This window comes from Proteiniphilum sp. UBA5384, assembly GCF_002410825.1.
Taxonomy (GTDB): Bacteria; Bacteroidota; Bacteroidia; order Bacteroidales; family Dysgonomonadaceae; genus Proteiniphilum.
In genome coordinates, this window is record NZ_DHOS01000010.1 from 123,301 (window position 1) to 146,225 (window position 22,925).

Annotated in this window: 18 protein-coding genes; 15 read left to right on the top strand and 3 right to left on the bottom strand. The window is 42.8% G+C overall.

Going from position 1 to position 22,925, the window contains the following annotated elements:
• Window positions 1–18 precede the first annotated feature (18 nt).
• The 12 genes from B4G81_RS03405 to B4G81_RS03460 all read left to right on the top strand — a co-directional run bounded on the left by B4G81_RS03405 (window position 19) and on the right by B4G81_RS03460 (window position 15,158).
• On the top strand, window positions 19–1,560 hold the full coding sequence (locus B4G81_RS03405; protein WP_294080124.1) for a fibrobacter succinogenes major paralogous domain-containing protein: 1,542 nt from the start codon (window positions 19–21) through the stop codon (window positions 1,558–1,560).
• Between the two features lie 53 nt (window positions 1,561–1,613).
• The gene (locus B4G81_RS03410; RefSeq protein WP_294080126.1) at window positions 1,614–1,760 is read left to right on the top strand and encodes a hypothetical protein; all 147 of its coding nucleotides are present in this window, start codon (window positions 1,614–1,616) and stop codon (window positions 1,758–1,760) included.
• A 52-nt stretch (window positions 1,761–1,812) separates the two neighbouring features.
• A complete protein-coding gene (locus B4G81_RS03415) occupies window positions 1,813–3,441 on the top strand; it encodes a fibrobacter succinogenes major paralogous domain-containing protein (RefSeq protein ID WP_294080128.1) in 1,629 nt (542 codons plus the stop codon).
• 21 nt (window positions 3,442–3,462) lie between these two features.
• Window positions 3,463–4,641, top strand: a complete 1,179-nt coding sequence (locus tag B4G81_RS03420; RefSeq protein ID WP_294080130.1) for a hypothetical protein — start codon at window positions 3,463–3,465, stop codon at window positions 4,639–4,641.
• 15 nt (window positions 4,642–4,656) lie between these two features.
• Window positions 4,657–5,817, top strand: a complete 1,161-nt coding sequence (locus tag B4G81_RS03425; RefSeq protein ID WP_294080132.1) for a hypothetical protein — start codon at window positions 4,657–4,659, stop codon at window positions 5,815–5,817.
• A 7-nt stretch (window positions 5,818–5,824) separates the two neighbouring features.
• Window positions 5,825–6,868 (top strand): family 43 glycosylhydrolase, encoded by a 1,044-nt coding sequence (locus B4G81_RS03430; RefSeq protein WP_294080134.1) that lies wholly within the window; start codon window positions 5,825–5,827, stop codon window positions 6,866–6,868.
• A 120-nt stretch (window positions 6,869–6,988) separates the two neighbouring features.
• The gene (locus tag B4G81_RS03435; RefSeq protein WP_294080136.1) at window positions 6,989–8,611 is read left to right on the top strand and encodes a sulfatase family protein; all 1,623 of its coding nucleotides are present in this window, start codon (window positions 6,989–6,991) and stop codon (window positions 8,609–8,611) included.
• A gap of 15 nt (window positions 8,612–8,626) precedes the next feature.
• Window positions 8,627–10,972: a beta-galactosidase gene (locus B4G81_RS03440; RefSeq protein ID WP_294080140.1), complete on the top strand. Its 2,346-nt coding sequence runs from the start codon at window positions 8,627–8,629 to the stop codon at window positions 10,970–10,972.
• A 97-nt stretch (window positions 10,973–11,069) separates the two neighbouring features.
• Complete coding sequence (locus tag B4G81_RS03445; protein ID WP_294080142.1) at window positions 11,070–11,351, top strand: hypothetical protein; 282 nt, start codon at window positions 11,070–11,072, stop codon at window positions 11,349–11,351.
• Window positions 11,352–11,546: 195 nt separating this feature from the next.
• Window positions 11,547–12,635, top strand: coding sequence for an SGNH/GDSL hydrolase family protein (locus B4G81_RS03450; RefSeq protein WP_414703159.1), 1,089 nt, complete (start codon window positions 11,547–11,549; stop codon window positions 12,633–12,635).
• Window positions 12,636–12,686: 51 nt separating this feature from the next.
• Window positions 12,687–13,622 carry a glycerophosphodiester phosphodiesterase family protein gene (locus tag B4G81_RS03455; RefSeq protein ID WP_414703162.1) on the top strand — a complete coding sequence of 312 codons (936 nt, stop codon included), beginning with the start codon at window positions 12,687–12,689 and terminating at the stop codon, window positions 13,620–13,622.
• Between the two features lie 228 nt (window positions 13,623–13,850).
• On the top strand, window positions 13,851–15,158 hold the full coding sequence (locus B4G81_RS03460) for a histidine-type phosphatase (protein WP_294080426.1): 1,308 nt from the start codon (window positions 13,851–13,853) through the stop codon (window positions 15,156–15,158).
• Between the two features lie 4 nt (window positions 15,159–15,162).
• Here the strand turns inward: B4G81_RS03460 and B4G81_RS03465 are convergent, their stop codons facing one another.
• Window positions 15,163–15,813: a ribonuclease H family protein gene (locus B4G81_RS03465; RefSeq protein ID WP_294080145.1), complete on the bottom strand. Its 651-nt coding sequence runs from the start codon at window positions 15,811–15,813 to the stop codon at window positions 15,163–15,165.
• A 9-nt stretch (window positions 15,814–15,822) separates the two neighbouring features.
• Window positions 15,823–16,275 (bottom strand): hypothetical protein, encoded by a 453-nt coding sequence (locus tag B4G81_RS03470; RefSeq protein WP_294080147.1) that lies wholly within the window; start codon window positions 16,273–16,275, stop codon window positions 15,823–15,825.
• Window positions 16,276–16,631: 356 nt separating this feature from the next.
• Here B4G81_RS03470 and B4G81_RS03475 point away from each other — a divergent pair, with 356 nt between their 5' ends.
• Both B4G81_RS03475 and B4G81_RS03480 read left to right on the top strand, forming a co-directional pair.
• A complete protein-coding gene (locus B4G81_RS03475) occupies window positions 16,632–17,801 on the top strand; it encodes an aminopeptidase C (protein ID WP_294080149.1) in 1,170 nt (389 codons plus the stop codon).
• Between the two features lie 19 nt (window positions 17,802–17,820).
• Window positions 17,821–19,119, top strand: coding sequence for a UDP-N-acetylmuramoyl-tripeptide--D-alanyl-D-alanine ligase (locus B4G81_RS03480; RefSeq protein ID WP_294080152.1), 1,299 nt, complete (start codon window positions 17,821–17,823; stop codon window positions 19,117–19,119).
• 3 nt (window positions 19,120–19,122) lie between these two features.
• On the opposite strand, the gene B4G81_RS03485 is transcribed toward B4G81_RS03480, so the two are convergent.
• On the bottom strand, window positions 19,123–20,256 hold the full coding sequence (locus B4G81_RS03485; RefSeq protein ID WP_294080154.1) for a metallophosphoesterase: 1,134 nt from the start codon (window positions 20,254–20,256) through the stop codon (window positions 19,123–19,125).
• 218 nt (window positions 20,257–20,474) lie between these two features.
• Here B4G81_RS03485 and B4G81_RS03490 point away from each other — a divergent pair, with 218 nt between their 5' ends.
• The gene (locus B4G81_RS03490; protein ID WP_294080156.1) at window positions 20,475–22,925 is read left to right on the top strand and encodes an outer membrane beta-barrel protein; all 2,451 of its coding nucleotides are present in this window, start codon (window positions 20,475–20,477) and stop codon (window positions 22,923–22,925) included.

The following is a 22,925-nucleotide window of genomic DNA, read 5'->3' on the forward strand; positions in this document are numbered from 1 at the left end:
TCTAAATAGGAAAACAAGATGAAAAAGCATGCTTTGTTATTATGGTTTATGCTGGGTCTGATATCTATCATTACCGCCTGTCGAGAAGATTTAAGGGATATAAAATTAGAAGTAGATGAATCTTCTGGATTGGATCTTCATTTTACTTTTGTTGATAAACCCGATCCGGGAATGGAATTGATAGCTAATCTCTATTATACAGAAGAGGAAAATGAACCATTCTATGACAGGAATCCGGATAAGATACTTAAACATACTCTTAATGCGCGGGATATAGAACATGGTTTGACATTGACTTTTGATGATCCTATACCTTTAGATTTTGCGTATGTTATTGCTTATGTAGATGTTGATGCAAACGGAGTGCTGAGTGATGGTGATATAGCCATTTGTTACTTGGCCCAATCCGTTCGTGAAGTGATAAAAGGAATTGCAGCAGCAGAAAATGTGAGTTTCAGGAAATTCCTTACGTTAACAATGGATCAGGTATATTCCTCAATACGCCCACCTTTAGAGGTTGATTTCACATTTCCTTCTCCCCCGTTACCGGGATCAAGGTTAACTTTTGGTTTATATTATGCCGAAAGCCAAGAGGAAGCTTTGTTGGATCGTGATCCTGATATATTTTGGGAGCATATACTTTCGGAAGATGATATAATCAACGGCTTGACTTCCACTTTTGAAAACGTACAAGATTTCCCCTTTTTATATGCACTGGCTTATGTGGATATAAATGACGACGGTAATTTGAGTTATGGTGATATAGCGATGTTTTATGGAGGAATATCCGTCAATGATGTAGAAAAAGGTCGAGATTTACCGGAAAATATAAGTGTGCGCGGTAATATTACCATGGAGATGTCAGAATGGTATGCCAATGAGAATGGTCCGCTCACAGATATTGATGGGAATGTCTATAAGACCGTTGTAATCGGTGATTTGGAATGGATGGCAGAAAATCTTAAAGTAACCCGCTACCGTAATGGAGCTCCTATACCAACAGACCTGTCTAATACTGAATGGATAACAACAACTACTGGGGCGTACGCAGTATATCCATATACGAGTACGAATGGAGAAATAAGTTCAGCAGAAGAAATGGTTAATAAACATGGTCTCTTGTATAATGGTTATGCGGTAATGTCTTCGGAAGGACTGGCGCCGATAGGGTGGCGTGTCGCTACTGATGAGGACTATAAAAACTTGGAATATTTTGCGGGATTACCGGAAAGTGAACTTGACAAGACAGGGAATGATAGAGGGATGGATGCCTCAATTGCATATAAGTTACGTAGTACGGAATGGATTATTGGAGATCCTGCCGGAAAGGATGAATTTGGTTTTAACGGTTTATCTTCAGGATATAGGCAAGGAGCAGGCGATGGAGAGTTTATAAGATTTAATCATTGGGAAGGGAACAATCTTTGGACAAGTACTTCAGGAGGAAGTTCTAATTTTATATATAGAAGATCCATCCGGGTTCACCCCATTCTAAGACAGTTGGTCACAACACGGGTGGGGGCCAGTGTGCGCTGTGTTCGGGATAAACAACCTCAATAATAATAGATGTAGGTGTTATGGAGGATTTTTATATTAATTAAAATATTATAAATATGGAAAAGCAAAAAACAGGACAAGAGATGGCAGGGTTTTATGAAACTCCCATGATTGAAGTAACTGAGATTGCAGTTGAACAGAACATATTACAAGCTGCAAGCGATAATAACTCTCCACGTGATATGCCGGGAGAATATTGGTAATCTTGATTGATTTTATATGAATTGAAAATAGGAACTATAAAAAATATAGAGCATGGAAAAATTATATTTAAGTATGCTTTGTGCAATCCTGCTTATCACACCCGGTTGTTCTAACGAATCTTTGGTTGATGAACAGAAAGTAGACGAACAGGGAACAGGCGATAAATATACTGTTGTCTCTTTTACTGCGAAGATGCCAGGCGAAGGTCCTCAAACAAGGATCGGTTTGGAGCGTGAGGATTTGGATATCAAACTTATATGGGAAGTCGGTGATGAACTTGAAGTCTGTTTACAGCACGGGGAAATGACTGAAATACAAACTATAAAGGCCACTAATATTTCAGAAGATGGGAAAACAGCAGATTTTTCAGTGGAGATTCCGCAAGGTATTGAAACGTTTAATTTGTATGGAATATATGGCGGAGGAGGTCTTGACAAAAATGATCCGACTAAAGCGAAATTATCCCCCGCTGAATCCTACATCTCGGGAAGTTTGGATGATTTGAAAACAAGTAAAGCGGTAATGCTTGCTTTTGCCGAAACCGGTATAGAAACGACAGCGGCTAATCTTTTGTTAGACTTGAAACATGAGGGCTCTCTGTTTTGTATTCAATTGAAAAATGGGAGTAAATATTCCTGGGATAATATAAAGAAGGTTCAACTTTCTGCAGGGACACCTATAGGAGTCTATGGCAATACCGCGGTACTCGATTTGGCTATGGGCACTATTTCCGGGACTGCTTCAGGGAATGAATTGACATTTGAATTGTCGGAAGCGACCAATCTTGCATCCGGAGGGGAGCAGGAATTTTGGGGATGGTTTGTACCCGTTGCAGATCAGAATTGGCCGGAAATAAACCTGAAAGTCTTAAATGCTTCGGATACCGAATTGGCCGTGAGTACTAATAGTAAATCAGCACGTGGATCTGTTACTGCTGTTGGAAAAGCTTTTTACTTTCCTGCTGTCTATAATGGGACAGACTTGAATTTTATTCAGGCAGGAACTCTAAAAGACATTGAAGGCAATGTGTACACAACAGTTGTGATCGGTGACCTAGAATGGATGACTGAAAACCTCAAGGTGACTCGTTATCGTAATGGTGATCTAATCGCTACAGGTCTTTCTAATGCAGAATGGGCAGCTACAAATAATGAGCGTTTAGGCGCTTATGCTATTTATCCTTATACCGAAACTAATGGAATGGTGGGTTCGGAAGCAGAAATGATTGCAAAATATGGCTTGCTTTATAATGGTTTTGCAGTTGAAGATGCAAGAGGACTTGCACCGGAAGGTTGGCGTGTTGCGACAGACGAAGATTTTAAAAATTTAGAATATATAGTTGGAATGTCAGAAGCAGTGTCAGATGGCACAGCATGGAGAGGCTCCGATGGTGACCGATTTAGTCTGAAGCTACGTAGTACGGCAGGTTGGGATATTCCTGGGACAGATGATGTGGGTTTTAAAGCATTACCTGCAGGTGTCCGGACAAATAATGGAAGTTATAGTTCTTTTTGGGGAGCCCAAAGCAGAGTTATGTTTTGGACCTCTACAAACGCTCCGGGGACTGATCTTCGAGGTTTTAGGAGACTATTGCAAAACAATAACCGACACACTATATTTAGAGATCATACTCTTCTCAAACAAGAAGGGATATCAGTTCGCTGTGTACGGGATAAGTAGCATTAATAACAACTAATGAAAATGATGAAGTGGACAATTTATTATTTCATTCTTGTGCTCTTCTTTAGCAGTATGGGTGCTCAGGGGTGTTCTGAAAAGCCAGTGTTTTCAACTCCTGATCCAGAGGGAAATGGAGGAGAAGTGCTTACAGAGGCTATACATGGTGTATGCCGGATGAATCTACAAAACGAGAGTTACGAGAAAGTTGTGGCGATTGCTAATAATATTGTCCAAAGCAACATTCCGGTGATAAGGATAAACGGGGTAAAAGAGGGAGGAAGTATAGATCAGGTCATTCATAATATCAATACCTTTTCCCAAAAAGGGGGCAAAGTGGTATTGATGCAACCGATGTGGATGGAAATGTTTCCAGATGATTACGAACAAATACCCGGTCCTAGTTTCTTGGTTTATAAAATGTCTGATATAGTTCCAGACCGTTTCCGCATCTTTATGGATAGACTGTTGGAGCAGATTGTGCTTCACACCCCTGAAGGAGCCCTAATCGGTCTGGAACTATTCAATGAGGTAAATCAAGCGGGTTATAATGGCGACCTGCAACCGACACCGGAAGGGAAGGGAGAGATCTTTAATTTAGATACACCGCTCGATAGACCCTCTTTTCAAGATGCCTATGCCGGAATCAACAAGTATGGCAAATGTCTGGAAATTACCAGAGATTTGTTGAACATTCATTTTCCAAAGAAAAATATCAAACTGGTTACCCACGGTATCGTTAGCAGTGGTGGATGGATTAACTTTCAATGGCATATCAACCGGGGTGTTTCCCTCGTATTACCGGATATGTTCTTGACCATCTTGCAGGGTAGTCATCCACAGCAGCAGGATAAAACAAATTATCTCCGGTGTGCTGATGTTATTGGGCTACACTGCTATCCCCCGCTAGCTAATAATATGTCAGATATCTTATATGAATACTATTTTGATCCTATCAACGCGGTATTAGAAGAACCAATGCCTTATTGGATAACAGAGTGGGGATTTGCAAAACCGCAATTTGAAGATAATGGAGGTGAAATGAGGAGGCTACAGTATTTCCGGAGCTTTATTCAAGCTATAGGAATCATAGGTAATACGGAAATGACCGTTTTATTTGACTTTGATCTCAATAAAGATCATCGTATATGGGAAAATGGAGTATTGTTGGAAAGCGGTACAATTTTTCAAGAAATTAACTGAACAATAACAAATAGGATGAAACGAACAATTTTTTATCTTGTGCTTGTATTATTCTTCTGTCTGGGAAGTATGCAAGGTTGTTCAAAAACAATCCCTATTCAGGAAGAAGGTAAAAACGAGGTAGTTATCGAAGAAACTACGCATGGTGTATGTCGAATGAATCTGCAGAGAGAGAATTATGGGAAAGTTGTGGAAATTGCCAATAATATTGTTCAGAGCAATATTCCTGTAGTAAGGATAAACGGAATAAAAGAAGGTGGAAGTATAGACCAGGTCATTCATAACATTAATACCTTTGCACAAAAGGGAGTTAAAGTGCTGCTGATGCAGTCCATGTGGATAGAGATGTATCCGGAAGGTTATGAACAAGTGTCAGGACCGAGTCGTATGTCTGATATAGACCCGAACCGTTTTCGTATCTTTATGAATAAGTTATTGGAAGAGCTTGCACTCCATACACAGAAAGATGCCATAATTGGCCTGGAATTATTCAATGAGGCAAATCATGCAGACTTTAATGGCGATTTACAACCGACTCCGGAAGGTAAGGGTGAGATTTTTAAATTAGATACACCGCTTGATAAATCCTCTTTTCAGGACGCTTATGCGGGAATTACAAAGTACAGTAAATGTCTGGAAATTACCAGGAACTTAATGGATATTCATTTCACGGGGAGAAATGTAAAATTGATTACCCAGGGTATGAAAAGTGGGGGAGAACAAAATGATTTTAGATGGGCTATTAATAATGGTTATACCATTGTTGCAGCCGATATGTTCATGACTTTACTTCAAGGTAAACACCCGGATCAGGCTGATAAAACAAATTATCTTCAGTTTGCTGACGGAATCGGGTTTCATGCCTATCCTGAACTTTTCGAAGATATGGAAGGCTCACTTCTGACTTATTATTATGATGTAATAAATAACGTGTTGGATAAACCGGTGCCTTATTGGATAACAGAATGGGGATTCAGAAAAGAACTATTTGAAAATAACGGAGGAGAAGCAAAAAGATTGCAATATTTCCGTCTATTTATACAAGCTGTAGAAAAGATTGGTAATACGGAAATGACACTTTTATTCGACTTTGATCTCAATAAAAACCATAGTATTTGGGAAAATGGGACATTGCTGGAAAGCGGAACAATTTTTCAGGAGATTAATAATAAATAATTCAAATATGAAACGACTAAAAATAATTTATGGGATTTTTGTGATGCTATTATTGTGTGTGTCATGTCAGGCGCAAAACAAAGAAACTGAAAATGTGATTATACCGGGTATCGAATGGAAAGATGCCAGCAAAAATCGTATCAACGCGCATGGAGGAGGTGTGTTGTATGAAAATGGTATTTATTATTGGTATGGAGAGCATAAGATCCCGGGTCGTTCAGAGGATGATAAAGCGGGAGGAGGAGTACATTGCTATTCGTCCGCAGATCTCTACAATTGGAAAGATGAGGGAGTAATACTTTCAGTAGATTACGATAACCCCGATAGTGAGATTGCATTTGGATGTATTTTGGAGCGCCCAAAGGTTGTTTATAATGAAATTACTTCCAAATATATGATGTATTTCAAACTCTATCCTAAAGGAAAAGGATACAAATACGGTTATTTAGGCGTAGCCACAGCAGATTCACCGAGTGGCCCATTTACATATAGTCACAAATTCTTAGCAGCTGATTCAGAAGAAGGATCAGGAGATTTTACTTTATTCAAGGATACGGATGGTTCAGTGTACCATTTCACCGTGCGTAAACCGGATAAAGCATTTGTTGTTGGTAAATTTAATAGAGAATATACTTATCCCGATGGAGCGTATAGGGTAATGGAAGAAATACCTCCACACACGGAAGCTCCTGCTATTTTTGTACAAGATGGTCGCTATTTTATCTTGGGTTCCGGCTCTACCGGGTGGAAGCCCAATACTGCCAGGGCGTTCACCGCTACCTCTCTTTTAGGCCCCTATAAAGAATTAGGAAATCCAACCAAAGGAGTGAATCCGCATAATGGTATGAATGAGGAGAAGACTTTTGGAGGACAGTCATCCTATATAATAAAAGTAGAGGGCAAAGAGAACGCATTTATCGCCATGTTTGACCTCTGGAAACCGGAACATCCTTTTGACGGTTTGTTCGTTTGGCTGCCGATTGAAGTAGAAGGAGATACTTTTAATATAGAGTGGAGAGATAAATGGGATTTGTCGGTTTTTGAAAAATAAAAAGAGTATAAGAAGGGGAGTGAGTGTAAAAGATTGATTATTATTCCGGTAAAAAGAAGATATCAAAATCAATATCACTTCGGACAATATCAAAGGTGATGAATTAAAAGTCAATGTCAGATGAAAATAAATTACAACTCCTCCATCATCAAAGCGCTGTCTCTCTCCGTGCTCATTCCGGGAAATTTAGCCATGTGTACCCGGGATCATGCCGGAAACAGTCAGCCCCCTAACATCCTTTTCTGTATTGCGGACGATGCCTCGTTCCATCATTTTGGCATGGCAGGTTGCAGTTGGGTTGAAACACCAGTTTTTGACCGGGTTGCCTCGGAAGGTCTATTCTTCAATAACTGCTATACCTCCAATGCGAAATCCGCCCCCTCACGGGCGAGTATTCTCACGGGTCGTTATTCATGGCAGTTGAAAGAAGGAGGGAACCATATCACCAATTTCCCTTCCGAGTTCAAGGTCTTTACAGAGGCGCTTTCCGATAACGGCTATATGGTGGCATATACCGGGAAGGGATGGGCTCCCGGAAACCCGGGGATGGTGGACGGGCAGCCAAGGTTGTTGACAGGCAAGCACTATAATAAAAATAGGACGACCGCCCCGACAGCTTCAATGAGCACGGAAGACTACGTGGCCAATTTTATCGAGTTCCTGGATAAAGACGGTAGCGGCGGTAAACCCTGGTTTTTCTGGTTTGGCAGCCGTGAACCGCATAGGGCTTACGAATACGGTTCGGGTATCACCCTGGGAGGAAAGAGCACGGACATGATTGACGAAGTACCTCCTTTCTGGCCGGACACGGAAGAGGTGCGTACCGACATGCTCGATTATGCCTTCGAGATAGAATATTTTGACACACAGATCGGAAAAATGCTCGATGAGCTTGAGAAGAGGGGAATGCTCGACAATACCATCATCGTCGTCACTTCCGACAACGGGATGCCCTTCCCGCGCGCCAAGGCCAATAATTATGAATATTCCCATCATCTTCCGTTGGCAATCATGTGGAAAAGCGGAATAAATAAACCCGGAAGGAAAATCAACGATCTGGTTAATTTTGTCGATTTGGCCCCTACGTTCCTTGACGCGGCAGCTATCGAGTGGGAGTCCTCCGGAATGCATTCCTCGCCCGGAAAGAGTTTGGTAAATATTTTTAAAAGTCGGAAAGACGGCAAGGTGGATCCGGAAAGAAGTTACACGTTGCTTGGGCGGGAACGGGACGATATTGGCCGCCCCGACAACCAGGGCTATCCCATAAGGGCTATTATTTCCGGCGATTTTCTGTACATTAACAACTTAAAGCCCCATCTGATGCCTGCGGGTAATCCGGAAACGGGTTATCTGGATATCGACGGTTCGCCTACCAAGACAATTATCCTGGATATGATGCGCGATGGCGTTGACAGTTCATATTATACACTCTCGATGGGATTGCGTCCGGCCGAAGAACTGTATAACCTCCGGGAGGATTCTTTCTGCGTGGGGAATCTTGCCGGAGAAGAGCAGTATGCCTCAATACAGGGAGAACTGCGGGAGTTGTTATTCTCACATTTACGTGAACAGGAAGATCCGAGGGTGGTAGGAGATGGTGATATCTTCGACCGTTATCCTTATGACGACCCGTCATCCTGGGATTTTTATGAAAAAGTGGTGGACGGTACGATCAAAGAACCTTGGACATTGACCCCCTGGGTGAATCCAACGGATTATGAGGCGTATAAGAAACATGAGTAAATAATATAAACCAAAATGAAAAAAAGTATCTTTTTAGTCGGTGTTATTTTGGCTGTACTGACAAGTAGTTGTAACAACCGCGAGAAAGGGTCGTTCAATATAGGACAGAACACTTTTCTCCTGAATAACGAACCTTACGTGGTGAAGGCGGCGGAACTTCATTATCCGCGTATCCCCCGCGAATATTGGGAACACCGTATTGAAATGACCAAAGCGTTAGGAATGAATACGATCTGTCTTTATATCTTCTGGAATATCCATGAACCGGAAGAAGGTAAATTCGATTTTACAGGGAATAACGACGTGGCCGCCTTCTGCCGGCTGGCACAGAAGCATGGGATGCAGGTGATCGTACGCCCCGGCCCTTATGTCTGCGCCGAATGGGAGATGGGCGGACTTCCTTGGTGGCTGCTGAAGAGGAGTGATATTAAACTTCGTGATAACGATCCCTATTATCTGGAGCGTACACGGTTGTTTATGAATGAAGTAGGGAAACAGTTGGCAGACTTGCAGATAACAAGGGGCGGAAATATTATCATGTTCCAGGTGGAAAATGAATATAGTGCCTATGGTACCAACAAGGAATATGTAGCCAATATACGCGATATTGTGAAAGAGGCGGGATTGGGAGAGGTGCCTCTTTTCCAGTGCGACTGGAATTCCAATTTCGAGAACAACGCACTCGACGACCTGCTGTGGACGATCAATTTCGGGACCGGTGCGAATATAGAAGACCAGTTCCGCCGCTTGAAAGAACTGCGCCCCGAAAGCCCGTTGATGTGCAGCGAATTCTGGTCCGGTTGGTTCGACCACTGGGGCGGGCAACACGAAACAAGCAGCGCGGAAGCACTCGTGGCAGGATTGAAGGAAATGCTCGATCAGGATATCTCATTCAGCCTGTACATGACACACGGAGGAACAAGTTTCGGACATTGGGGCGGCGCCAATTTTCCCAATTTCTCGCCTACCACCACTTCCTATGACTATGATGCTCCCATCAACGAATATGGACGGGCAACGCCCAAGTACTACGAAGTGCGTAAACTATTGGAACAATACCTCCCCGAAGGAGAACAATTGGCTCCGGTGCCGGATTCGATACCGACCATTTCGATCTCAGAATTTGAGTTGACAGAAAATGCTGTTTTATTCGATAACCTTCCCGAGCCGAAACGGAGTGAAGATATTAAATCGATGGAATACTTCGATCAGGGGTGGGGAAGCATCTTATATCGTACCAAACTGAAGGAATTGGCTGTACGCCAGACATTAGTGATCACCGAGGCCCACGACTGGACACAGGTATTCCTTAATGGTGAGCGGATCGCCACACTCAGCCGATTAAAAGGGGAAGGAACCGTCGTGCTGCCTCCCGTGAAGGAGGGCGATGTGCTGGATATCCTTGTGGAAGCGATGGGACGTATGAACTTCGGTGAAGGGATATATGACCGGAAGGGAATCACCGAAAAGGTGGAACTCATTTCTGAAAATGGGACAACCGACCTGAAAGACTGGAAAGTGTACAACATCCCCGTAGATTACGAATTTGCCAAAAATCGGATTTACAAGGATGAAGCGAACAGCGAAGGACACCCCGCTTTTTACCGGGCAAGCTTCACGCTTGATGAGATCGGGGATACTTTCCTCGACATGAGTACATGGAGCAAAGGAATGGCATGGGTGAATGGACATGCCATCGGGCGTTACTGGCAGATTGGGCCTCAACAGGCATTGTATGTGCCCGGATGCTGGCTGAAAAAAGGAGAAAACGAAGTAATCGTGTTGGATATGGCTTCTCCTGAAAAGGCATCGCTGACAGGATTGCGTGCCCCCACTCTTGATGAACTCTCACTACTAGGTTCAGCGTATACACACCGGAAAGTGGGCGAAGAGTTGAATCTCGAACGAGAGCAACCCTATTATGCCGGATCATTCAAACCCGGGAACGGGTGGCAGCATGTGAAATTCGGAAAACAGGAGCTGATCCGTTATTTCTGTCTTAAATCACTTAATTCACACGGAGGAGACGACTATGCAGCTATTGCTGAACTGGAATTGCTTGGCGAAGATGGAAAACCTATTTCTCGTCAACATTGGAAAGTGGTATATGCCGACAGTGAAGAGACGAATGATGCCAATAACATTGCATCCAATGTATTCGACCTGCAGGAATCGACTTTCTGGCATACCGATTATTCTGCCACTAACCCCGGACATCCTCATCATATCGTGATTGATTTAGGGGAAGACAAGGTGATAAGCGGATTTTCATACCTACCACGCCCCGAATCGGGAAAACCGGGCATGATAAAGGATTACAGGATATATGTAAAGGATTCACCTTTTAAATTATTCAAATAACTGGATTGTTGAAGAAAATGGACGTTACTCTCTTTTCGGAGAATGAAAATAGAAACTTCTCACGGTTGACTCTCAGGTAGAGTTTGTCTTCTATGATATGATCAACCGGGTATGCGGCCTGATCAATTTACACCACTTCGAACGACTCTTTATAGAATGGTCATCCCATATGAAGGAGAGCGGCAAACTGGACAAGGTGATAGCTATTGACGGGAAGAGTATCGGGGTTCCCCGGATTCTTTCCACGGTAAATTCCCCATCCATCTGGTTCATGCCTGGAGCGTGGAACAGAACCCATGCTTTGGCCAAAGGAAAACGGAATCGAAAAACAACGAGATCGCCGCTCCAATTTTCGCCATTGTATGGAAAATTTCCTTGAACTTATTGAAAAAGGTTAAAGTTCCGAAAGGAAGCCTAGTTTCCAAAAGACGGAGAGCCGGTTGGGATAAGGATAATCTTCTTTCATTGCTAAAGTTTTAATGCGTTGCCCTTGGAGATAATAATATGTTTTCCTTTTAAGATGTATAAAATTATTACCTTTACGATTCAATACCCAACGATCAAAAAAATAAGAATGAAAACATCAAAATTAATGCTGCTTTTTTGCCTTTTCACCATGGCTCCCATCAGCTATCTTTTGGGGCAACAGATCGGCAATGTTGTCTATGTGGATGCGAAAGAACTGACTCTGATAGGTAAAGCTAATCCTACACCTCATCATTATCACCGAATTGATACTTTACAGTATCAGACGATGCCGGCTGCGGTGAAGAAGTTATTTACCAACTCGGCGGGATTGGCCATTGTTTTCAAAACAAACAGCAATACAATTTCGGCACGGTGGACCACTGCAAATCCAAAGACGAGTAGTAACATGACTGCTATCGCGCATAAGGGCCTTGATCTCTATATAAAACGGGACGGAGAGTGGATTTTTGCCGGAGTAGGACGTCCAACGGTCAATTCCACTACAGCACAGGTAGTGCAAAATATGGAGGATGGAGAGAAAGAATGCTTGTTATATCTCCCTCTGTATGATGAAATTAAAAGTTTAGAAATCGGAGTCGCTGAAGATAGTTTTATAGAACCGTCTGTTAATCCATTCCGTAAAAAGGTACTGATTTATGGATCCAGCATCACCCAAGGGGCATCTGCCAGCAGGCCGGGAATGGCATATCCCGCACGCTTGTCCAGAAAGTCGGGTATCAACTTTATTAATCTTGGATTAAGCGGAAATGGGAAAATGCATCAACCGGTAGCCGATATGCTTGCAGATATTGAAGCGGATGCTTATATTCTTGATTGTGCCGCTAACCCAAGCCCGGATGAGATCAGCCAACGCACCGGATACCTTGTGAAAACCATCCGCAATCGATATCCCGGTGCACCAATCATTATGATCCAGAGCGTTGTGCGTGAGGGTGGAAACTTTGATGTGAAAGTAAAAGAACGGGTGACCGGCCAAAACAAAAACTTCAAACATGAATTTGAAAAATTAAAGTCCGCAGGAATAAAGGACCTTTATTTTATTGAAGGTGAACTCCTGGGCACTGATCATGAAGGAACCACGGATGGCGTGCATCCCAATGATTTGGGTTTTGACAGGATATTGGATGTGATTGAAAATCCTATTCTGGAGATCCTCCGGCAATATGGGGTCTGAGAGAGATAGTGAATGACCCAATATAAGTTAGAGATAAAACAATCGATTATGATGAGAAATAAATTACACGGTACTGTCGTTTTTATTTTTAGCTCTTTCATTTTTCTTACAGCATGTAAAAGTCCTTCGGGGTTAGTGTCGCAAGATGTGAGGAATGCCGAGGCAATAAGGGCCGATTTGATAAATCCCAATTTGAACAAAGTGCTTGTGGCCGCGCATCGGGGCGATTGGCGTTATGCGATGGAAAATTCACTACCGGCCATAGAGAATGCCATAAAAATGGGAGTGGATATCGTGGAGCTGGATATCCAACGCACAAAAGATGGACAGCTCATACTGATGCATGACGCCACATTGGATCGTACCACTACCGGGAAAGGTAAAGTTGCAGAGTGGACCCTGGATTCTATCAAGACGTTAAGGTTAAGGAATGGGTGTGCAATCAGGACGAAAGAAGTGGTGCCGACACTGGAAGAGGCGCTGTTATTGGCGAAAGGGAAGATTTTACTGAATCTGGACAAGGCCGACCGTTATTTTGATGAGGTATATGCCCTTTTGAAAAAGACCGGTACTGAAAGGCAAATAATCATGAAAGGAAGTAAATCCCCCCGGCAGGTTAAAGAGCAGTTCGGGAATTATCTCGACGATGTGATCTATATGCCTATTGTCAATCTGGATAAGGAAAATGCTGAAAAGATAATCGATGATTTTATATCCGATTTTAATCCTGTGGCATTCGAATTACTTTTTGTTTCCGATACCAATCCTCTCCCCAAACAGTTGGTGCCTAATCTAAAAGGGAAATCACTGATTTGGTATAACACATTGTGGGATACCATGGCGGGAGGACATGATGACGATATGTCGCTGGAGGATCCGGATAAAGGCTATGGCTACCTGATCGATACTTTGGGGGCACGCCTGATTCAAACTGACCGGCCGGCTTATTTGTTGGAATATCTAAAAAGAAGAGGTTTGCGCAATTAGATAATTCCTTTGATGGTAATATTTGAACCCTTCCGCGATTGAAATTTCGGTGCGCCAATGATTATGATCCGGAGCGTGGTGCGTGAAGGTGAAAACTTTTGAGACTAATGGAGGTTTGAAATTGTTAAAATTTCTGTTTCAGTTTTTGTTTGATCATAAGATTGATATATTTGTAGATAGTTTTTACGTGAAGAGGCTTGAATATTAAATAACAGACAGATGAAAGGAATGAAGTATTTTTATGGACTATTGATGCTGTTGTGCATCACGTTGAGTATCCACGCACAAACGGCACAAGAGGAGATTTTTGAAAATATAAACCTTGCAGGTGGCAACTATTATGCTTATCCAACACCTTCCGGAAAACATACGGCACCCCCAAAAGGATATGCCCCTTTTTATTTAAGTCATTATGCCCGTCATGGATCCCGCTTTCTGATCAATGAAGAAAAAGCCTATAACGAACCGGTTCGGGTACTAAAAGCAGCGGATAAAGCAGATGTGTTGACCGGGGCGGGCAAACAAATACTTATAATTACGGACAGTATGGCCAATATGGCCAGAAAGCGTTATGGAGAACTCACTCCGGTAGGTGTACGCCAACATCAGGGTATTGCTGAAAGAATGTATCAGGATTATCCGCAAATATTCCGGAAAAAAGCGCATATCGATGCCCGTTCCACCATTATAATCCGTTGTATCCTTTCGATGACTTCCCAGTGTTTACAATTGAAGGAGTTGAATCCACAACTTACATTCAGCTATGACGCAAGCGAGCATGATATGTATTATATGAATTATTCTGATGATTTCTTTTCGGCGGAAAGGAAGAAAAACGATAAAGCTACAAAGGACCTTCAACGAAAGTTTGTCCATCCTGAACGGCTCATGAAGGTAATGTTCAAGGATATGAATTATGTTGAGGAGCATATTGATTCGGAAAACCTGATGATTGCGCTGTTTGAGATGGCTCGTAATATGCAGAGCCATGATACCGGTCTGGATTTGTTCAGCTTCTTTACCAAACAGGAGTGCTACGACCTGTGGAAGAGGGATAATATCCGTTGGTATATACGTTCCGCGGCTACGCCCCTGTCGGACGGACAACTCCCATTTGTGGAAGCTAATTTATTGGAAAATATACTGAACACGGCGGATACCTGCCTGACAAAAAAGGAAAGCAGTGCGACCCTGCGATTTGGGCATGAGTCCTGCCTACTTCCATTGGCTTGTTTAATGGAATTGGGCAACTGTGGATACCAAACTGACGATTTAGAGAATCTGCATGAAGTATGGAGAGCCTATAAATTCTTCCCCATGGCGAGCAACATTCAACTGGTATTCTATCGGCACAAGAAAAATCCGGATATTTTAGTCAAAATACTGCTTAACGAGGAGGAACAGATGATTCCCGTGGAGAGCGATATGGCGCCTTATTACCGATGGAAGGATGTGGAACAGTATTATCGTACAAAATTGGATGCAGGCTTGAAGCATCTGCCGGCTGTCGAAAAAATGGTGGCCGATATCATTTGATAAATCATTTCCTGCCGAAATCGGCGGGAATCTCGCCCCACAGTTTTGTTTCCCATTTCAGGAGAGGATTGGAGTAATGATTGGTGCGCAGCCAAGTTTCGGCACGGTCAATCAGTTCGAAAATCGGTCTGTTTACGGCAGTCTGTGCCAGTTTGGTATTGCATTTTTTCTTGGCTATCCATTTGAGGGCATTCACACTGTCGGAATAGATGGGAATATTGTTGTTTTTCTTTTTAAGTAGGGCCAAGGCATGCACAATAGCAAGAAATTCACCCACGTTGTTTGTTCCTTCTGCCATGGGACCTATATGGAAGATCTCTTTGCCGTCTGCCACAAATACACCCCGGTACTCCATGAGGCCGGGATTGCCACTACAGGCGGCATCCACTGCAATACTCTCGTGGATGATTTGGAGGGTAGTGCCGGATATGGTCGGGGACTTCGACGTGACAGGCGATTTCACCTTTTTCCCTTGTTGGCTGTTCAACGATTTCCACGGATTGGAGGAGAGCGCCTTTTCGGCCTCTTCCAGAGTCGAAAAAGACTTATAGAGGGCATTTTCAAAACCGGAAACCTGTACTTTGCATTCTTCCCACGAACTGTAAATCCCCGGTTTTATTCCTTTCCAAACAACATAAAACTTCTTTTTTGCCATCAAACCTCCTTACATCGAGTCAAGGAAATAGGGTGTTAACTCCTCTTCCAAACTTTGCTTGGACGGCTCCTCTATCATGATGATGCTGTCCACGATAAATTTGGTGTATCCCCGCCAGGGTATTGTGCCGAAATATTCCTTGTAATGTAATTGCACATGTTTGCCACTTGATATCATTAGTTGTTCTGCAATCTTCTTGTCGACAACCGAGAACTCGAATTGGTTTGACTGTAAACCACCGGGCTTGTCGGCACGAAAACCGGACTGAATCAGTTTCCCTTCATAGGTCTTGAAGACCACTCCCTTATAAACAAGATAATTTAATTCTCCTGATTTTACTCCCGTCCCAAATACATAATAGAAACGAACATAAATAAAAATTCCAAGAGCGAGTATCAGTATTCCAAAGAACCATCCCAGTCCTTTGCGTAATCTTTTCTTCTTAGGCTTCAAATCATCCATATCAAACGAATTTAAATATGTTTTCGCAAATGTACATGATTTTCCCGACTTCCACATGAAACCGTTTAAAATAAATATTTTTTCCTATCCATATAATTTGCATGAGAGCGTAAAGATATTCTTTTTTTGACTTTTTATGGAAATCGCACCGAGAAAAACATTAGAGAATTCCTCAAAAAATGGTACATTTGTGCTCATGCTTTATAGTTATTCGACTTCGCCGCTATTCATTCGCTCCGCGCGTATTATTCTCACTTTGGGTGTTATTGGTACTTCGCACGTAGAACGACTGGATATCACCGAATAACAACCGAGTAACAGCCGAATAATAACTGAATAAGAGCCGAATAATAATTATGAACAGATTAATTGGAGTCTTTATTTTTCTTTTGACGGTGATTACCGTTTCGTCACAAAATGCATATAACTTTTCTGTAGTAAAGGAAAATCCCGTTACACCGGTTAAAAATCAAGCCAGTTCGGGAACCTGCTGGAGTTTCTCCGGCGTGGGACTGTTGGAATCAGAATTGCTTCGTATGGGAAAAGGGGAGTTTGATCTGTCCGAGATGTATATTGTACGCAGGAATTATGAAGATAAAGCCCGGAAGTATGCCCGTTTGCATGGCAGTCTGAATTTTAGTGCCGGGGGGTCTTTCGCCGATGTGGTAGAGACCCTTAATGAATATGGTATAATGCCGGAAGATGCTTATCGCGGACTGAATTATGGTTCTGAGACACATAATCATGGCGAACTAGATAAGGTGCTGAAAGGATACATGGATGGAATTATTGGCGCAAAAAGTTTGTCGCCAGTCTGGATGAACGGATTTTCAGCCATACTCGATACATATCTGGGACCATTGCCGGAAACATTTACTTATCAGGGGAAGCAATACACTCCCCAAACTTTTAAAGATTTCCTTGGAATCAAACAGGATGACTATATCTCGTTGACTTCATTCATCCATCATCCGTTTTATAAATCCTTCGCAATTGAAGTGCCTGATAACTGGCGTTGGGCTAATTCTTATAATCTCCCCATCGATGAGTTGATGGAAGTGATTGAGAATGCGCTTATGAAGGGATATACTGTCGGTTGGGCTTCCGACGTGAGTGAGGCTGGTTTTTCCCGTGAAGGTATAGCAATTATACCCGATGAGAATGCAGCCGAAAATGCCGGTTCCGACCAGGCCAAATGGCTCGGCCTTTCTACCCGTGAACGGGATGCCGACCTTAAGTCGCGTATTGGAAAGGAAGTCTTGGCAGAAAAAGAAATTACACAGGAGATGAGACAAGAGTCGTTCGACAACTATCAGACTACCGATGACCATGGTATGCAGATTTATGGTATTGCAAAAGACCAGAACGGTAACAAGTTTTTTATGGTGAAAAATTCATGGGGTGAGGCCGGTCCCTATAAGGGAATTTGGTATGCCTCTGACCCTTTTGTCCGTTATAAGACTTTGAGTGTTGTATTACACAGGGATGCTATCCCCGCAGAGACTACAATCAAACTGGGTTTATAAGCTATTGACCGGAAGCAATATGGAAACAGCAACACTTTATGATTTGTTTCTCAAACATCCTGTGGTTACAACCGATTCGAGAATGTGCCCAAAGGGGGCCATTTTTTTCGCCTTGAAAGGAGAGCGGTTTAATGGGAACCTGTTCGCGGAGAAGGCGATTGAGGCAGGTTGTGCGTATGCAGTGGTAGATGAGGAGCCGGAGAGCAGGAGTGACAGGATTATCCGGGTGAAGGATGTACTGGAATCTCTCCAGGAGTTGGCTAATTGTCACCGGAAGAAATTGAAAATACCCATTATCGGCATCACCGGGACGAATGGTAAAACAACCACCAAAGAACTCATTGCAGTGGCTCTCTCTAAAGAGTTTAAAGTGGCTTATACACAGGGGAACCTGAATAACCAGATTGGGGTTCCGCTTACCTTGCTGTCGATGAATAAATCGCATGAAATAGGAGTAGTGGAGATGGGGGCCAGCCATGCGGGGGATATCCGGGAATTATGCGGGATCGCCGAACCAAACTACGGAATTATTACCAATGTGGGGAAAGCACATATGGAAGGTTTTGGTACTTTCGAAAATCTGGTCAACACCAAAGCCGAATTATATGATTTTATCCGTGAACATGGAGGCAAAGTATTTGTAAATAAAGATAACCAGTTGCTCTTTGAACGGTCAGAAGGCATGGACCGTATCCTTTATGGCAAGAATGATCCTTCACTTTTCGCTTCGGGTACTATTGCCAATGCCACTCCTTTCCTTGAATTCGACTGGAGTTTTTTCGATAGTTCCTATCATGTTAAAACCCGATTGGTGGGTGAATTCAATTTCGATAATGCCATCGCTGCGGTGGCGGTATGCAAATTCTTCGGAATCAATGCCGAACGTATTAGTACAGCCCTGGAAGAGTATGAACCCACGAACTATCGTTCACAGTTCAAACGGACGGATAATAACGATCTGATCATAGATGCCTACAATGCCAATCCAACCAGCATGAAAGCTTCATTAGAATTTTTTTCGTCAGTTCCTACCACATTGCCTAAAATGGTGATTCTGGGAGAGATGAAGGAATTGGGAGAGAGTAGTGATGAAGAGCATGAGAAGATAATACATTTTCTGAAAGAACAGCCTTACGATAAAGTCTATCTGGTAGGTGCCGTTTTCAACAAATGGAGCGCCACGGATGATACTTTCCGTTTGTTTGATAATGTAGATGAGTTAATAGAATCGTTACAAAAGGAGCCTGTGACCAATTATTATATATTGTTGAAAGGCTCCCATTCCGTTCATCTGGAAAAAGCCGTTGACAGCTTGTAACCTTTACGGCATGAATTTTACGGTCAACATCACCATTTCCGAAACTGTCCCTATCCGATATTGGGGGCCCACTAACCCGATACCGGAGGTAACATAGATATGTGTGTTCTTTTTTTTCTTGTAACCATGGGCAACCTCAAAGGTTAATTCCGTGGCTATGTTCCCCGGGAAGACCTGCCCGTGGTGTGTATGCCCGTAAAGGGCGATGTCCGCACCTGCATCTGCCTCCTCAGCCAGATTGTCAGGCGTATGATTCAATACGATCACCGGCCTTGACATCTCCACGGATTGCCCTGATAGTATTTCCCGTAACGGTTTTCGTGTAGGCACTACTTTGTCTTCGCGCCCTACCACATAGAAACTGCTGTCAATCAACACCGCAGAATCACGTAATACGGTAATTCCGGCATTATCCAACAGTTGGATTTTTTCTTCTGTATCATGGCGGTATTCATGATTTCCGGTACAGGTAAACACTCCTAAGGGGGCATGTAAACGTGACAGTTCTTCATCCATCCGCTGTTGTACGATCGGTTCAATATGGCCGTCTATAATATCTCCCACAAAAAGAATCAAGTCGGGTTGTTGTGCCATGATCAGGTCTACAAACCGTTTTGTATGATATCTGTTGATCATGTATCCCATATGGAGGTCGCCAATCATTGCGATGCGCACCGAATCCATCTCTCCGGCGGATTTATTGATCGTGATGGGTACCTGTTGCACTACCGGGTGCATAAACCGGTACCTTCCCTGTACCATGATGGCTGTTACCACTACCATTGGAATAAGATAAGTGACTATTTTGAACCGTTGAGATTGCCGCTTGATGCTCCATGGTTTATGGGACAGTTTCTGTCGTATCATATTGGCCAGGTCGATAATTAACCACAATCCCCCGTTATATAAAAGAAAAAGCATCCAGCTGGTACCCATCACGCGGATAAATTGAGTGACTGCTTCAGGCAGGTGACGGTAAAATATAAAACCAATGGAATAAATAAGCAATTCCAACCCAAAAATGACAGCCATTATGATACGGGCTGTTTTTTTTCCTTCAAAGGCGTTCCATCCTTTGAGAAAAACCAAAATATTCAGCGTGAGATGTATAATAAAAGCATTGATTAATGCGCGCATAATGAAAAAATTTGAAGATCAATGTAAAAAACGAATGAATAGGCACTTTTGTTTGTTCCGTCTGTAAATTTTTCTGATGTTTAAATATGCAAAAAAGGAATATTATCGAAATGGCTATTACTAAATTTTCGTAACAATCGGAATCCGATTCGTTGCCCTTGCAATTAAATGTGTATTTTTAACCCTTCAAAATAAAATTAAAAATTCCCGATATATCGATGAAACAGATATTCATTTTTCTGATAAATTTTTTGTTTTCAACAGCATTAGTAGCGCAGAATGTTACCATACAGGGAAAGTTAATATCGGTGTCTGATCGGGAAGGATTACCCTATGCTACTGTTTCAATAGCACATGAAGCTACTCCGACCACAGCAGAGAAGAAACTGGCAACGCAGGAGGATGGTACATTCTCTACCATTCTTAATCCCGGAAAATATATCTTTACTTTTCATTTTGTGGGAATGGACACGTTGGAAAAAAGGATAGAAGTCACCACATCGAAAAACCCGATGAATATGGGAGAAATCGAAATGGCTGAAAATTCTACTGAACTCGATGAGATCAGTGTCGTGGCACAGGCTCCTCTGGTAAAAGTAGAGATCGATAAACTGACCTATAATGCCAAGGACGATCCGGAGTCATCTACCTCCAGCGTGCTTGATCTGCTGCGCAAGGTGCCACTTGTTACGGTCGACGGAGAAGATGAGATTCAACTGAAAGGCTCCTCCAACTTCAAGATATATCTGAATGGCAAACCCTCTAATATGATTAGTTCCAATCCGTCACAGGTACTGAAAAGTATGCCCGCCAACAGTGTGAAAGATGTTGAGGTGATTACTGATCCGGGAGCCAGATACGATGCCGAGGGAGTAGGGGGAATTATCAATATCGTCACCGATAAACGTACCGACGATGGCTATTCCGGTTCTGTGGGTGCCAACGGGGATACCTTTGGCGGTTATGGAGGGAATGCCTATCTGGCCACTAAATACGGAAAATTCGGTTTTACGGGCAATGCGGGATATTATTACCATAAACGTCCCGAGTCTGAGTCGGAATTCCTGCGGGAAGAGACTGACCCGATAAATACATTGTCGCAGAAAGGATCGAATAATAGCCGGGGACATGGACTCTTTCTGAATGGGGCACTCAGTTTTGAACCCGACACGGTGAATCTGTTTAATTTATCTGCATCCCGTCATGCGGGGAAATTTAAAGCGCTGTCTTTATTAGATGTGGTCTCGGAGGGCGCTCGCCTTTATTCCTATAATACGAGAAGCAATAGTACTTCAGAATATGGGGGTATAAGCCTGACGGCCGATTATCAACGTAGTTTCCATAGAGAAGGAGAAATGCTTACCGCTTCTTACCGGTATGAGCATAGTCCTATGGATAGTAAATATAGTAGTGCATATGAGGATGTAAAAGATGATTTTTATTATCCTGATGGATATCAGCAAAGAAGCGTGAATGATGCCGGCGGAAGTGAACATACCGGTCAGGTTGATTATGTGAATCCCCTTAATGGTAAGCATAGTATAGAAGCGGGAGCAAAATATATTTTCAGGGATAACTCCAGTAGGAGTGATAACACTTTTTTTGATACCGAAGAAAAGATATGGAAACCCGATCCTGGGAGACAGAATGACCTCGACCACTCCCAAAACATCACTTCGGGCTATGCCGGATATGGCTATAAAGCCGGTAAATTAGGTTTTAAAGCCGGCCTGCGCGGAGAGTATACCGCGCAAGAAATTCATTTTATGAATAGCGACCAGGATACGATTGTCAATACTTATTTTTTTGATCTGGTACCTTCTGTTACGGTGTCTTATCAAATGGGGATGACCCGCACATTACGTGGCGGATACAATATGCGTGTTTCCCGACCGGGGATCTGGTATTTGAATCCATATATCAATGATGTCGATCCCAATAATATTAGTTATGGGAATCCCAACCTTGATGCGGAACAGCAGCATAACTTCAATATCAATTATGGTTCTTTCTCCCAAAAACTCAATTTCAATGTCACACTTAGCTATTCATTCGCAAAGAATGCTGTGACCGGTTACAGTTTTATTGAGAATGCCGTTACCCATAACACTTACGCCAATATCGGCCGCAATCATATGTTCGGTACAAATATGTATCTGAGTTGGACTCCCACCCAAATGATCCGTTCTTATATCAATGGAGGTGTGAATTATACGGATATCCAGAGTACCCAAAACAGTAAATTACGTAACAACGGTTTCTCGGGACGCGCTTTCGGAGGGGTTACCTTCTCTTTTCCGGGAGATCTCAGGATCGGGGCAAATGGAGGATTGTTTTTGAATCGCATACAATTGCAAACCTCACAATCTGCGTTCTATTTCTATTCTTTCAATATAATGAAAAGTCTCATGGAGAAGAATCTGGATATCTCCCTTAACATACAAGATGTTTTCTCTAAATATAGGGAAATGTCTTCCACCACAACCGGTGTAGGATTCTCCCAAAAAAGCACATACCTCAATCCAATGCGTAACTTCGGATTGAGTATTACCTATCGGTTTGGAGACCTGAAGTCCTCAATGAAGAAGGTGCAACGTACAATTACCAACGAAGATGTGCTGCAGGGCCAGGATGGAGCATCCCAAGGCAGTACTGTTCCCGTACAATAA

What these genes read in the sequence shown, in the direction of transcription:
- B4G81_RS03405 (WP_294080124.1), top strand. Translation starts at nt 19, where the DNA reads ATGAAAAAGCATGCTTTGTTATTATGGTTTATGCTGGGTCTGATATCT.
- B4G81_RS03410 (WP_294080126.1), top strand. Translation starts at nt 1,614, where the DNA reads ATGGAAAAGCAAAAAACAGGACAAGAGATGGCAGGGTTTTATGAAACT.
- B4G81_RS03415 (WP_294080128.1), top strand. Translation starts at nt 1,813, where the DNA reads ATGGAAAAATTATATTTAAGTATGCTTTGTGCAATCCTGCTTATCACA.
- B4G81_RS03420 (WP_294080130.1), top strand. Translation starts at nt 3,463, where the DNA reads ATGATGAAGTGGACAATTTATTATTTCATTCTTGTGCTCTTCTTTAGC.
- B4G81_RS03425 (WP_294080132.1), top strand. Translation starts at nt 4,657, where the DNA reads ATGAAACGAACAATTTTTTATCTTGTGCTTGTATTATTCTTCTGTCTG.
- B4G81_RS03430 (WP_294080134.1), top strand. Translation starts at nt 5,825, where the DNA reads ATGAAACGACTAAAAATAATTTATGGGATTTTTGTGATGCTATTATTG.
- B4G81_RS03435 (WP_294080136.1), top strand. Translation starts at nt 6,989, where the DNA reads ATGAAAATAAATTACAACTCCTCCATCATCAAAGCGCTGTCTCTCTCC.
- B4G81_RS03440 (WP_294080140.1), top strand. Translation starts at nt 8,627, where the DNA reads ATGAAAAAAAGTATCTTTTTAGTCGGTGTTATTTTGGCTGTACTGACA.
- B4G81_RS03445 (WP_294080142.1), top strand. Translation starts at nt 11,070, where the DNA reads ATGATCAACCGGGTATGCGGCCTGATCAATTTACACCACTTCGAACGA.
- B4G81_RS03450 (WP_414703159.1), top strand. Translation starts at nt 11,547, where the DNA reads ATGAAAACATCAAAATTAATGCTGCTTTTTTGCCTTTTCACCATGGCT.
- B4G81_RS03455 (WP_414703162.1), top strand. Translation starts at nt 12,687, where the DNA reads ATGAGAAATAAATTACACGGTACTGTCGTTTTTATTTTTAGCTCTTTC.
- B4G81_RS03460 (WP_294080426.1), top strand. Translation starts at nt 13,851, where the DNA reads ATGAAGTATTTTTATGGACTATTGATGCTGTTGTGCATCACGTTGAGT.
- B4G81_RS03465 (WP_294080145.1), bottom strand. Translation starts at nt 15,813, where the DNA reads ATGGCAAAAAAGAAGTTTTATGTTGTTTGGAAAGGAATAAAACCGGGG.
- B4G81_RS03470 (WP_294080147.1), bottom strand. Translation starts at nt 16,275, where the DNA reads ATGGATGATTTGAAGCCTAAGAAGAAAAGATTACGCAAAGGACTGGGA.
- B4G81_RS03475 (WP_294080149.1), top strand. Translation starts at nt 16,632, where the DNA reads ATGAACAGATTAATTGGAGTCTTTATTTTTCTTTTGACGGTGATTACC.
- B4G81_RS03480 (WP_294080152.1), top strand. Translation starts at nt 17,821, where the DNA reads ATGGAAACAGCAACACTTTATGATTTGTTTCTCAAACATCCTGTGGTT.
- B4G81_RS03485 (WP_294080154.1), bottom strand. Translation starts at nt 20,256, where the DNA reads ATGCGCGCATTAATCAATGCTTTTATTATACATCTCACGCTGAATATT.
- B4G81_RS03490 (WP_294080156.1), top strand. Translation starts at nt 20,475, where the DNA reads ATGAAACAGATATTCATTTTTCTGATAAATTTTTTGTTTTCAACAGCA.